The 11,936-nt window shown below is 40.7% G+C and carries 13 protein-coding genes; 10 read left to right on the top strand and 3 right to left on the bottom strand.

All coding sequences use genetic code 11. The features are described 5' to 3' along the window. Positions 1-31 precede the first annotated feature (31 nt). The 7 genes from MHB42_RS11335 to MHB42_RS11305 all read left to right on the top strand — a co-directional run bounded on the left by MHB42_RS11335 (position 32) and on the right by MHB42_RS11305 (position 6,011). Complete coding sequence (locus MHB42_RS11335; RefSeq protein ID WP_340806235.1) at positions 32-2,026, top strand: methyl-accepting chemotaxis protein; 1,995 nt, start codon at positions 32-34, stop codon at positions 2,024-2,026. A 61-nt stretch (positions 2,027-2,087) separates the two neighbouring features. Next, positions 2,088-2,318 (top strand): acyl-phosphate glycerol 3-phosphate acyltransferase, encoded by a 231-nt coding sequence (locus tag MHB42_RS11330; RefSeq protein WP_340806233.1) that lies wholly within the window; start codon positions 2,088-2,090, stop codon positions 2,316-2,318. Between the two features lie 114 nt (positions 2,319-2,432). Then, complete coding sequence (cdaS, locus tag MHB42_RS11325) at positions 2,433-3,053, top strand: sporulation-specific diadenylate cyclase CdaS (RefSeq protein ID WP_340806232.1); 621 nt, start codon at positions 2,433-2,435, stop codon at positions 3,051-3,053. Between the two features lie 98 nt (positions 3,054-3,151). Continuing rightward, positions 3,152-3,595 carry a MarR family winged helix-turn-helix transcriptional regulator gene (locus tag MHB42_RS11320; RefSeq protein ID WP_340806230.1) on the top strand — a complete coding sequence of 148 codons (444 nt, stop codon included), beginning with the start codon at positions 3,152-3,154 and terminating at the stop codon, positions 3,593-3,595. A gap of 57 nt (positions 3,596-3,652) precedes the next feature. Then, positions 3,653-4,594: a ring-cleaving dioxygenase gene (locus MHB42_RS11315; protein ID WP_340806228.1), complete on the top strand. Its 942-nt coding sequence runs from the start codon at positions 3,653-3,655 to the stop codon at positions 4,592-4,594. Between the two features lie 15 nt (positions 4,595-4,609). Next, positions 4,610-5,665, top strand: coding sequence for an LLM class flavin-dependent oxidoreductase (locus MHB42_RS11310; RefSeq protein ID WP_340806226.1), 1,056 nt, complete (start codon positions 4,610-4,612; stop codon positions 5,663-5,665). A 67-nt stretch (positions 5,666-5,732) separates the two neighbouring features. Continuing rightward, positions 5,733-6,011 carry a DUF1450 domain-containing protein gene (locus MHB42_RS11305; RefSeq protein ID WP_340806224.1) on the top strand — a complete coding sequence of 93 codons (279 nt, stop codon included), beginning with the start codon at positions 5,733-5,735 and terminating at the stop codon, positions 6,009-6,011. Positions 6,012-6,059: 48 nt separating this feature from the next. Here MHB42_RS11305 and namA read toward each other — a convergent pair whose 3' ends face one another. Both namA and proC read right to left on the bottom strand, forming a co-directional pair. Then, on the bottom strand, positions 6,060-7,070 hold the full coding sequence (gene namA / locus MHB42_RS11300; RefSeq protein WP_340806223.1) for an NADPH dehydrogenase NamA: 1,011 nt from the start codon (positions 7,068-7,070) through the stop codon (positions 6,060-6,062). Positions 7,071-7,118: 48 nt separating this feature from the next. Further along, on the bottom strand, positions 7,119-7,922 hold the full coding sequence (proC, locus tag MHB42_RS11295) for a pyrroline-5-carboxylate reductase (protein WP_340806222.1): 804 nt from the start codon (positions 7,920-7,922) through the stop codon (positions 7,119-7,121). 410 nt (positions 7,923-8,332) lie between these two features. Here proC and MHB42_RS11290 point away from each other — a divergent pair, with 410 nt between their 5' ends. Then, entirely contained in the window at positions 8,333-9,334 is a 1,002-nt protein-coding gene (locus MHB42_RS11290; protein ID WP_200908524.1) for an MBL fold metallo-hydrolase, read from the top strand. Then, complete coding sequence (locus MHB42_RS11285) at positions 9,331-10,080, top strand: SDR family NAD(P)-dependent oxidoreductase (RefSeq protein WP_340806220.1); 750 nt, start codon at positions 9,331-9,333, stop codon at positions 10,078-10,080. Before MHB42_RS11290 ends, MHB42_RS11285 begins: the two co-directional genes overlap by 4 nt. A 33-nt stretch (positions 10,081-10,113) precedes the next feature. Here the strand turns inward: MHB42_RS11285 and MHB42_RS11280 are convergent, their stop codons facing one another. Further along, the gene (locus MHB42_RS11280; RefSeq protein ID WP_340806218.1) at positions 10,114-10,350 is read right to left on the bottom strand and encodes a hypothetical protein; all 237 of its coding nucleotides are present in this window, start codon (positions 10,348-10,350) and stop codon (positions 10,114-10,116) included. Positions 10,351-10,699: 349 nt separating this feature from the next. On the opposite strand from MHB42_RS11280, the gene MHB42_RS11275 reads away from it, so the two are divergent. Further along, on the top strand, positions 10,700-11,893 hold the full coding sequence (locus MHB42_RS11275; protein ID WP_340806216.1) for an argininosuccinate synthase: 1,194 nt from the start codon (positions 10,700-10,702) through the stop codon (positions 11,891-11,893). Positions 11,894-11,936 lie beyond the last annotated feature (43 nt).

The raw sequence follows: 11,936 nt of genomic DNA, 5'->3' as shown, positions 1-11,936 counted from the left end.
AAAAGCTGTACTTTTTAGGGGGAGCGTTAGCATGAGAAATTCAATGAAATGGAAGATGCTGCTGGAGATTATGATCATCGTTGTATTGATTATTGGTGCATTTTCTATTTATATTTACCGAGCTACATATAAAAGTGAAAAGAGCAATGGAGAGGCACTTGCTAACTCTATTGTGATGGGATTAGAAGCAGCGATTCAATCCCGAGAAAAGGCTGAAGAAATCATGGAGAAAGAAATGATTGCTGAATCCGTAATGGCATCGTATATTCTTGACCAAGGTGCAACACATGAAGATTTAAAAGCGATTGCTGAGCGTGGAGGTATAGATGAAATTTGGAGTACAGATGATAAAGGTAATACAACCGTAACATCGATTGCACCAGCTATTGACTTTAATTTTGGTGCAGACCCAAATGGGCAAGCGGCGGAATATATGCAATTATTGGAGGGCAGTGCACAGGAAATTGTCCAAAAGGCACAGTTCCGTGATATTGACAATGAATTTTTTAAATTTGTCGGTGTAGGTAGTTGGAATCCTGCAACACCACAAATTATACAAGTAGCACGTAATGGTCAGCAGCTATTAGATTTAGAAGCGAGCATTGGCGGTGAATCTTATATTAATGAGCTGAACCAATATTTATCTTCAACGGTGCTATATGCGGCAATTGTAGATGAAGCAGGTCAGGTGATTGCAGCAACAGCCGATAAAGATTTAGCAGCTATCGGTTTTAAGTCTGCTCACTTTTCTACACATCAAGCAACAGATTTTTCAGGGCGTTATGATGGAACACGTGTGACGCAATATGTAAAGCCACTATCCAATGGTACATCTTTAGCTATTATTGTTTCGAATAAAATTCTTTCACATATTTTAATTGGCACCATTGTGGCATCATTAATTGTGGTTTGTGTTATTTTCTTTATTACAGGTGTATCTATTGCTCGACAGGTCAATCGTATTAATAATGTACGTGACTCTTTGGAGGAGATCAGTAAAGGTGAAGCCGATTTAACGAAGCGAATCCCTATTAATGCGCAAGATGAAATTGGGCGATTAGTTGCTTCATTTAATGGCATGATGGACAATTTCCAAATAATTATGCGGGAATTAAAGCAAGGTGCGAACGACATTAAAGCAGCGACATATACCATTCAAGAAAATGCCCATGACACACTTGATTCCGCTGCTACAATTCAACAAGAATCAAGCCAAGTTGCACAGGCATCCTTTGCACAGCAACAAAATACGGAAGATAGCACGCATTCAATGGAAGAATTAGCACGAGGTATTCAACATATTTCAGAATCCATTGCTGAAATTTCTACTATTTCTCGTAACACAGAGGAAAATGCTGATAATGGCTTACAAATTATGCGTACACTTCAGCAGCAATTAGTAACGATTCATGAAAAAACAGATTTTGCGGTTATCGGTACACAGGAATTAGAAAAATTATCCGCAATGATTGGAGAATTTACCAATGTCATCACAGGTATTTCCGATCAAACGAATTTACTAGCATTAAATGCTTCTATTGAAGCGGCTCGTGCTGGAGAAGCAGGAAAAGGCTTTGCAGTCGTAGCCGAGGAAGTGCGTAAATTGGCAGAAGATTCTAAAGTCGCAGCAGATCGCATTACACAAGTAGTAGTAGATGTTCAAAAAGAAACCGCTAATATGGTGATAACTATTCAATCGACAGCAGATGTTTTACATGCGGGGCGTTCCGTTGTGGAGGAAGCACAACAATCCTTCGAGGGCATTCATAATGATGTACAAGTGCTGGCAACACAGGTGGATTTAGTATCTAGCTCAACAGAGGAGATTGCTGCAAGCACAGAGGAAGTAACAGCAACGATGGAGGATGTATCATTGCTCGCAAAGCAAACATCTAACAGTGTTGATGCCGTTGCACAAAAGGCAAAACATCAAGCACAAAGCATGGAGGGCATGACAGCATTTATCGATCAATTAAATGCAACAGCCGAAAGCCTTCAGCAATCCGCAGGCAAATATAAAGTATAACAGAAATATAGTGCAGGCAATGGTATTATTCCCGTATAATTGAAAAAGGGGTGTAGTTTACATGAATCAACAAAAGATGCCACCAGCACTCTTGCGCTTAATCGTCATTTTTCCAAATGTGCTGAGTTATTTTTTATTATTTGGTCTAATCGTCTTTGTCATCACAAACTATGAAGCATTGAAGGCAAATGATAATTTAACCGTCTGGCTTATTTTTATCGCTGTGCTAGGACCTGCTGCTATGTATACGACCTTTAGTATTGTGAAAAAAATTCGCGCAGGACATATGTAAGCCAACTAGAGCGACTTCCTATTTCAATAGTAGGGAGTCGTTTTTCATAAGCATAAAAAATAGCGATGGAGAAACACTACTCTATACAAAGCTGAAACAATGAGAGGTGTTTGCATGGATACGATCAATTGCGACTTTTCGCCAATGAAGGAAACGTTAAAGGAGGAGCTGCTTCAAGTAATTTTATCATTGCAGCAAAGCATAGAGGAAATGGACACAGACACAAACTGCCTTCTTGGTAATTTTGAAAAAATTAAAGAGAAATTTATGACCATTGAAATGAAAGCCGCTACATTTTATTTGAATTGCTATCTTTCCCCATTTACCGAAAAATATCCAGAACTATCGTATAGCGTGCAAAATATGTCCACGAGAAAGCATGGTGGTTTAATTGTGATTGAACGTGAAGATTCGTTACAGCATTTGATTCAGCCCGGTGTACATATTGGTGCGGAGGTGACACATTCATTGCTGGAATCTATTTTCTTTCCGGGGAATCCACTACATGATGGAGCAGTGCTAATTCATCATAATGTGATTGAGTCAGCCGCAAATGTACTACCATTATCAGAGCGTTATACAGGTGAAAAGAAATTAGGCACAAGGCATCGTGCTGCATTAGGCTTAAGTGAAATGAGTGATGCACTGATTATGATTGTATCAGAAGAAACAGGTAGAATTTCTTTTGCCTTTCATGGCAACTTATATCCAATTACACCACATGGTATTATATAGGGGGCATCCCTATATGAAAAATACCTCGAATTCGAGATATTTTTCTTGCTTTGCATTCACTTGCGTGGTAAAGTGATAATAAAAGAGAGGAGCAGGCTATGAAAAATCATACATTAGGCACATTAACATGGATTCGGATGATGCGCTTTACAACGCAAAGTAATCACCTGTCCAATGAATTTTTAAAACGCTTTGATTTAACCACTGCACAATTTGATGTGCTCATGCAAATAAAAACCTATGCGCCTATTACGCAATCCCAATTAGCGGAGAAAGTAACCGTTACGCAGGGTGGAATGTCCCGTATGCTTGCCCGACTTGAAAAAGAGGGGCTTATTATGCGTAAGCAAAATTGGAAGACTAAAACGATTTCGCTAACAATAAAAGGGGAACAGATGCTAGATGCTGCAACACCAAGCCAGCTTCACTTCCAGTCTTCATTTTTTGAAGATATATTAACAGAAGAAGAAATAAAATCTTTATATAATATGCTGACAAAGCTTGAAAAGCATAGTCGAGAAAAGCAATTGCCACCAATGTAATTTTTTTACACTATCACTTGCTCAATCAAGTGATAATAACAAGGAGGACTAATAATCATGAAAAAATTAAATGGACATCACCATATTTCCATGCTAACGAAAAATGGCAAAAACAATAATGATTTTTATACAAAAATTTTAGGGCTACGACGTGTGAAAAAAACCGTCAATCAAGATTCACCATCCATGTATCATTTATTTTATGGCGATCTAACAGGTGCGGCTGGTACAGAGCTAACCTTTTTTGAAATGCCTGTCGCTGGACGAACTGTAAGAGGAACAAATGCCATTACACGTATTGGCTTACTTGTCCCAAGCTATGATAGCCTGCGCTATTGGCAGGAGCGCTTTCAACAGCAGGGGGTTGAACATAGCGCCATTACAACCTATGCAGGAAAAGATGCCCTATTTTTTGAAGACCATGAAGGCCTACGTATGGTGCTAATTAATCATCATGGCCAAGCTACGCCTGCACATTGGCAGCCATGGGATGGCAATGATATTCCAGCAGCACATCGTATTTTAGGTATGGGGACAGTGGAAATAACGGTTCGCTATTTGCAGCGCACAGTGCATCTACTACAAGACCTATTCCAATATACAGTTGTTGCAGAACGTGAGGAGGAAGCAGTTCTTCAAGCAATTGAAGGGGAAGTATTTGGTGAAATTATTGTGAAAGAGCTAGAAGGGCCAAGCGAAAAGCCAGGCAAAGGGAGTATTCACCATTTAGCATTGCGTATAGAGAGCGTGGAAGAGCTACAAGCATGGGCTGCCAAAATTAAGGAGCGAGGCTTTGATAGCTCAGGTGTTGTAGATCGTTATTATTTCCAGAGCCTTTACTTTAGAGATCGTAATGGTATTTTATTTGAACTAGCAACAGACGGTCCAGGATTTACAGTAGATTGTACTGTGGAAGACCTTGGCAAAAATTTAGAGCTTCCACCATTTTTAGAAGAAAAACGTGCTGATATTGAAGCTTTTTTAGAACCACTCGATTAAGGAGAGCGTATAAATATGGAAAAATATCGTATCAACCAATCACAAGGTCTTGAATTTGGGCTATATTCTTTAGGAGATCATATTCCTAACCCATTAACAGGCGAACGTATTTCTGCGCAGCAGCGTTTACAGGAGCTAGTAGAGGCAAGCCAATTGGCAGAGCAGGCAGGAATTGATGTGTTCGCTATTGGTGAAAGTCATCAAACGTATTTTACAACACAGGCACATACGGTTGTGTTAGGGGCGATTGCACAAGCAACATCAAGCATTAAGTTAGCAAGCTCTGCTACGGTGCTAAGTGTGTCAGACCCTGTGCGCGTCTATGAGGATTTTGCTACACTTGATTTATTATCTGACGGGCGTGCAGAAATTGTAGCAGGACGTGGTTCCCGTGTAGGAGCCTATCATTTACTTGGCGTTGATCTACAAAACTATGAAGAGATTTTTGAGGAGAAATTAGCGCTACTCGTGAAAATTAATGAGGAGGAGCTTGTGACATGGGAGGGGCAATTTCGTGCACCACTCCACCATGCTCAAATTTTACCACAGCCTAAAAATGGCTCCTTACCGATTTGGCGAGCGGTTGGTGGACCACCTGCCAGTGCCATTAAAGCAGGCTATATGGGGATTCCGATGATGCTCACAACATTAGGTGGGCCTGCGAGCCATTTTAAGCCATCCGTTGATGCATACCGAGAGGCGGCAGGGCGCAGTGGCTTTGAGCCAAATGAGCTACCAATTGCAACAACGAGCCTGTTTTATGTAGCCGATACAACACAAGAAGCATTAGACGGGATGTACCCACATTTAAACGGCGGCTTCCAGGCGATTCGTGGCAGTGGCTATCCACAGCAGCAATTTATGCAAGCACCAAATGTGCATGATGCCTTAATGGTTGGCAGTAAAGAGCAAATTATTGAAAAATTATTGTATCAATACGAGCTATTCGGTATGCAGCGCTTTATGGCACAAATTGATTTTGGTGGTGTACCATTCGATAAAATGATGAAAAATATTGAAATCATCGGCAATGATATTATCCCTGCTATCAAAAAATATACAGCGCAATAAATAAGGTCATCTTTCTTGCAAGCTCTGTCACCTTCACAGCATAATTAGATAGAGGGGGGCGTTAATCATGGTATTTTCGCTATTTAAAAGGAAAAAAGAGCCACAGCTTATGAAAAATAGAGTGGAGTTTTGCATTACAAACCTATCACTAGGTGCAGCAGATGCCTATGATGTATTGATGGAGCGTGATGATATCGAGGTGGAGGAATCGGGCTGTACCTCGCACTGTGAAGTTTGTGAGCAGGGTTTGTTTGCTATTGTCAACGGAGAAATCATTACCGCAGATCATGCTGAGGCATTGGTACAGGCAATTGAAGAAGAACTAAAGCAAAACCCTCTTTTATAAGCAAAAAAAACAGCTTGTATTGGGACAAGCTGTTTTTTTTATGTGCTATTACCAGCCTCGCACATATTGTACAGGTGGTTGAATATCCTCGCCCAACGCTTTTGCAGCATGGAGCGGCCAATAAGGCTCTCGTAGTAAAGCACGCGCAAGGAAAATTAAATCGGCACGGTTGTTTTGTAAAATTTCCTCTGCTTGAATAGCTGTTGTAATCAGACCAACTGCACCAGTTGGAATATTTGCCCCATGCTTAATGGCCTCTGCATGTGGTACTTGGTAGCCTGGGAATGCATGGATAGCTGCTTGCACAACCCCGCCTGTTGATACATCAATCAAATCAACGCCTTGTGATTTCATCCAGCGACTAAAGATAATAAAGTCCTCCATTGTTGTACCATCCTCTGCATAGTCCTCCGCAGAAACACGGACAAGTAAAGGTCCTTCCCATACACTACGTACGGCATCAATCACTTGGCGCAATATACGATAACGATTTTCCTGTGAGCCACCATATTGATCCTGACGTTTATTCGTTGCAGGCGATAAAAATTCACTGATTAAATAGCCATGTGCTCCGTGTATTTCGAGCACATCGAAGCCTGCCTTGGCTGCGCGGATAGCTGCTTGCTTAAAGGCTTCGATAACATGATGAATATCATCCTCTGTCATTGCCGTTGGTGTTTTGTAATCTTCACTAAAGGCAATAGCGGATGGAGCAAAGATTTCGCCATCTACCGTCGCTTTACGCCCCGCATGTGCAAGCTGAATGCCTGCTTTTGCGCCATATGCTTTCATCCCATCCACTAATTGACGTAAACCTTCGATATGTGCATCATCCCAAATACCTAAATCCTTATTGGAAATACGACCTTCAGGGACAACACCTGTTGCTTCAACAATTATAAGCCCTACTTGACCTGCTGCGCGTGTTGCATAGTGTACGAGATGGAAGGGTGTAACAAGCCCATCCTCCTGTGCAGAATACATACACATCGGCGCCATCACAACACGATTTTTTAAAGTAATGGATTGTAGTTGATAAGGTTCGAATAATTTGCTCAAAATAAAGCCTCCTAATTCCTAGTGATATGCTTTATTTTGCACCTGTTGCTAGCCATTTGCAAGTGAACGAGATCGGGCTTCTGCTTCTTTAATGCATGCCTCAATAGCTTCATGGAATTGATGTTGCTCTAATGCTTGAATACCAGCCTCTGTTGTGCCTCCTGGGCTTGTGACCTTTTTGCGTAAAACATCAGGTTCATCTGTGGATTGCTTGAGCATTTCAGCACTACCAGCAAGTGTTTGTGTCATAAGTAGTCGTACTGTATCTTTAGATAGTCCCACCTTTGTGCCTACTCGTTCAAAAGCCTCCATTAAATAATAAATATAAGCAGGACCACTACCTGAAAGAGCTGTTACTGCATGTAATTGATCTTCATTGACTTCGATAACAGAGCCAATCGCCTCTAGCAATTCAAGGAACATTGTCCGCTGTGTGGCAGATACTTTGTCATTAAAGGCGATGCCACTTGCGGACATACCGATTGTCGCAGAGGTATTTGGCATCACACGTGCGATAGGGCGTTCACCTAAAAATTGTGTAATCGTATCGATGGAAACACCTGCTAGCACCGATACCACAGCAGATTGAGCTGTAATTTTCGATTTTAATTCACGCATTGCCACAATCGCATCCTTTGGTTTCATCGCCAAAATAATGACGTCTGCCTGCTGATAAATAGCAGGGTCATCCACCTTATTCACCCCATATGTTTCATGTAAAAACTGTAAACGCTCCTTATCAGAACGATTCGTAATGTAAATTTCCTGTGCGGTTAGCACATTTTGCTTAATCCAGCCTTGCATCAACGCCTCAGCCATTGAACCTGCACCAATAAATACTATTTTTTTCATGACCAACACCTCCAGTTCAAAATCTGTGATAGCCGCTAGTGCTTTATTTTGGTGCAGCAGGTACTTAAATGTCCCTGTCGAACCAAAATAAAAAGCGCTCTCGTCCTTCTTACAAGGACGAAAACGCTGTCGTTTCCGCGGTACCACCTTTGTTTGCCAATTTGGCACAACTTTTCGCCCTTTTATCGCAAGGGAAACGGTTATGTTTGCATAACTGCTCAGAAGTAGGTTCAGCAATGGGAGCGGGTGATGTTACTTTCAGCAAAATGTAACACTCTCTAACACCTTCACCAATCACTTACTTGGCTTCATCAACGCATATAAGTAATTTGATTATTCAAAATTATAGTGATGAATAGGCAACGTGTCAACAGGAGGATGACGAAAAGAGAAAAAACTTGTAAAATAGAATGAATTCGTATTCACTAGTGCGTGAAAAGGGGGAAACAACTTTGTCTATTTACAAAATAGAAATACCAACGCCCTATGCAGTAGGAGATGTTAATGCATTTATTGTCAAGGGGGATGCACTAAGCATTTTTGATGTTGGACCAAAAACAATGGAAGCCTATGATGCGTTGAAATGGGGGATTCGAGCAGCTGGCTTTGAGATGCGCGATATCGAACAAGTTGTCTTAACCCACCATCATCCAGATCATGCTGGATGGGTAGATGCCTTTCCATATGCAGAAATTTTAGGACATGCCTACAATGATAAATGGCTGCGGCATGATGAAGATTTTTTACGCTATCATGAGCAATTTTACAGTGAGCGTTTATTAGAGCACGGTGTTCCACAACAGTATATTCCAACAAGTGTCCATGTTCGCCGCGAATTAGAGCTTGTTGGGGAACGCCCATTAACACAAATTTTAATGGACGGAGATGAAGTGCCTGGTCACCCAGGATTAAAGGCAATTGAAACATTGGGACATGCACAAAGCCATTTTATTTTCTGGGATGAAAAAACACATCATGTTATTGGTGGGGATTTATTGCTTGAAAAAATTACGCCTAATCCATTAATCGAGCCACCATTGGATCGTACCGTAGGACGTACAAAATCATTGCTGCAATATAATGCCTCGCTTGAAATTTTGCGTCAATTGCCTGTAAAAATGATGCATACAGGACATGGGGCAGAGCTGGAGGGTATTCCAGCATTGATTGATCAGCGACTTGAACGTCAGCATCAGCAGTCGATGAAGGTTTATGAATTAATGGGGGATGATGAATTAACGGTTGTGCAAGTAACAGAGCGTTTATATCCTGCCATTTTCCAGCGTCAGCTTGGCTTAACATTATCAAAAACACTTGGTCATTTAGATTATTTAGAGGCACATCAATTAGTGACATCGACAAAAACAGCAGAGGGCATTTATTTATTTACAAGAAAGCAGGCTGATCGATGAGGAACAAAACGATTTTCGTTACAGGTGCAACAAGCGGTGTTGGCTTGAAAATTACAGAATTACTAGTAGCACAGGGGCATACCGTTTATGCAACGGGTCGCAATGCAGTGGCATTAAAAGCATTGGAGCGCTTAGGAGCCAATGTTATCCAAGCTGATTTAAGCAATTTAGCTGCTATTGATAAGGTTTGTGCACAGCTACCTTTACTGGATGTCGCAATTTTATCAGCAGGTGTAGGGAAATTTGAGATTGCCCCAGCTTTATCAGATCAGGCAATTGCACAAATGCTTGAGCTAAATATTGCTGTGCCCATCTATCTTACCAAACGTTTAGCAGCCACAATGATGCAGCGTCAGCAAGGGCATTTCATTTTTCTCGGCTCACAGGCAGGAAAGGTTGCCACACCAAAGGCGAGTGTCTATGCAGCAACAAAGCATGCATTAGTTGGCTTTACGAATGGGCTGCGTATGGAATTAGCACCTTATCATATCCATGTCACTGTGATTCATCCAGGTCCTATTGATACGCCTTTTTTAGATAAGGCAAGCGATGACCATGGCTACCGAGCATCTTTAGGCAAATTGTTATTGTCCGCTGAGGAGGTGGCACAGGCGACCGTGAAAACGATTGAACGTCCTGTACGTGAGGTCAACTTACCCAAAATTATGGGACTAACGAGCAAGCTTTATGCACTAGCTCCAGCCACCATTGAATTTTTAGGCAAATCATTTTTCCATAAAAAATAAACAACAGCCGCCAAACGACATTGGTGGCTGTTTTTATGGAAGCATATATTTTTTCAGTACATCTTCTTTAAATTGCTTCGCTTCTGCTGATTTTTCCTCGCCTATATCGAAGGAATCAGTTTGATCGATATTAAATTTACCCAAGTTATTATTGATAACCGCATATTGACCAAATGTGTTTTGCTTTAAAAATAAAATATAGGCACTACGTTCTTGAAGCTCTTTATAATGATTTGTAATGAGCTTCTTTTTCTCTGCCTGTCGTTCCACAATCCCTACTGGTTCGATTATCTTATAATTCTGAAAAATATATATTTTTATAGATATTTAAATATACGCCATATGAGCACGAAAAATTTGAATGCAACTGATAAAGGTGGTTATGACCATCAACGTACTATAACGAGCTAAAAAACGTTTTTTCGTGTAAAAATATGCATTGCTTGTAATAGGGCTTTAAGTATTGTTATACCTTCTTTTATAAGCCAAAAATGAAATGTTATAAATTTATAAAAATACACTTGTTTTTATTTTTATAACATGATAGTATTCATGTATAAACTTTTAAACAAATGTATAAACATACATATTGATAGCAGCAATTGGAGGCGCATTTTTCATGACAAATAAAAAAGTTGTATTAGCATATTCAGGTGGACTGGATACTTCAGTCGCAATTCCATGGTTAAAGGAGCAAGGCTGGGACGTTATTGCCGTATGTCTTGATGTTGGTGAAGGAAAAGACCTTGAATTTATTAAAAATAAAGCATTACAAGTTGGCGCAATTGAGTCTTATATGGTAGATGCAAAGGATGAGTTCGCTGAGGAATATGCATTAATTTCATTGCAGGCACATACATGGTATGAGCAAAAATATCCATTAGTATCAGCACTTTCTCGTCCACTTATTTCAAAAAAATTAGTGGAAATTGCAAACCAAGTAGGCGCGGACGCTGTTGCTCATGGTTGCACAGGGAAAGGGAATGACCAAGTTCGTTTTGAAGTTTCCATTAAAGCATTAAATCCTGACTTAGAGGTTTTAGCACCTGTACGTGAGTGGGGCTGGAGCCGCGATGAGGAAATCGAATATGCGATTAAGCATAATGTACCAGTTCCTGCAACATTGGATTCTCCATTTTCTATTGACCAAAACTTATGGGGGCGTGCGAATGAAGCGGGCATTATGGAAGACCCTTGGGTTGCACCACCAGAGGAGGCATATGGCTTAACAAAGGCAATTGAAAACACGCCAGATACACCAGAATTCGTTGAAATTGAATTTGTTGCTGGGAAGCCTGTTGCTTTAAATGGCGAAGAAATGAAGCTAGCAGATTTAATCCAACAATTAAATGCCATTGCAGGTGAGCATGGTGTTGGACGTATTGACCATGTGGAAAATCGTCTTGTTGGTATTAAATCACGTGAAGTATATGAAATCCCGGGGGCAAAGGTGCTACTAACAGCACATAAAGAGCTGGAAGATTTAACGCTTGTAAAGGAATTAGCACATTTTAAGCCAGTGATTGAGCAAAAGCTTTCTGAATTAATTTACGACGGCTTATGGTTCTCACCATTACGTGATGCACTTGAGGCGTTCCTTGCACAATCACAGCAATATGTAAATGGTACAGTGCGTGTGAAACTATTCAAAGGTCATGCCATTGTGGAAGGGCGTAAATCACCAAATTCCTTATACAATGAAAAACTGGCAACATACTCGAAGGAAGATCAATTCAACCATGCTTCCGCTGTAGGCTTTATTGAGCTATGGGGTCTACCAACTGTAGTGAATGCATCTGTTAATAAAAAGTAAGCTTGACAAATAAGGTGTAGGGAAGCATTGCTGTTTGCACTAC

Origin of the sequence: Lysinibacillus sp. FSL K6-0232 (assembly GCF_038008325.1) — a bacterium.
In the GTDB taxonomy this organism is placed as follows: domain Bacteria; phylum Bacillota; class Bacilli; order Bacillales_A; family Planococcaceae; genus Lysinibacillus.
This window is presented reverse-complemented; position numbering and strand designations above follow the sequence as displayed.

Excerpts from the sequence above, each read along its gene's own strand:
- MHB42_RS11335 (WP_340806235.1), top strand. The coding sequence starts at position 32 with ATGAGAAATTCAATGAAATGGAAGATGCTGCTGGAGATTATGATCATC.
- MHB42_RS11330 (WP_340806233.1), top strand. The coding sequence starts at position 2,088 with ATGAATCAACAAAAGATGCCACCAGCACTCTTGCGCTTAATCGTCATT.
- cdaS (WP_340806232.1), top strand. The coding sequence starts at position 2,433 with ATGGATACGATCAATTGCGACTTTTCGCCAATGAAGGAAACGTTAAAG.
- MHB42_RS11320 (WP_340806230.1), top strand. The coding sequence starts at position 3,152 with ATGAAAAATCATACATTAGGCACATTAACATGGATTCGGATGATGCGC.
- MHB42_RS11315 (WP_340806228.1), top strand. The coding sequence starts at position 3,653 with ATGAAAAAATTAAATGGACATCACCATATTTCCATGCTAACGAAAAAT.
- MHB42_RS11310 (WP_340806226.1), top strand. The coding sequence starts at position 4,610 with ATGGAAAAATATCGTATCAACCAATCACAAGGTCTTGAATTTGGGCTA.
- MHB42_RS11305 (WP_340806224.1), top strand. The coding sequence starts at position 5,733 with ATGGTATTTTCGCTATTTAAAAGGAAAAAAGAGCCACAGCTTATGAAA.
- proC (WP_340806222.1), bottom strand. The coding sequence starts at position 7,922 with ATGAAAAAAATAGTATTTATTGGTGCAGGTTCAATGGCTGAGGCGTTG.
- MHB42_RS11290 (WP_200908524.1), top strand. The coding sequence starts at position 8,333 with ATGAATTCGTATTCACTAGTGCGTGAAAAGGGGGAAACAACTTTGTCT.
- MHB42_RS11285 (WP_340806220.1), top strand. The coding sequence starts at position 9,331 with ATGAGGAACAAAACGATTTTCGTTACAGGTGCAACAAGCGGTGTTGGC.
- MHB42_RS11275 (WP_340806216.1), top strand. The coding sequence starts at position 10,700 with ATGACAAATAAAAAAGTTGTATTAGCATATTCAGGTGGACTGGATACT.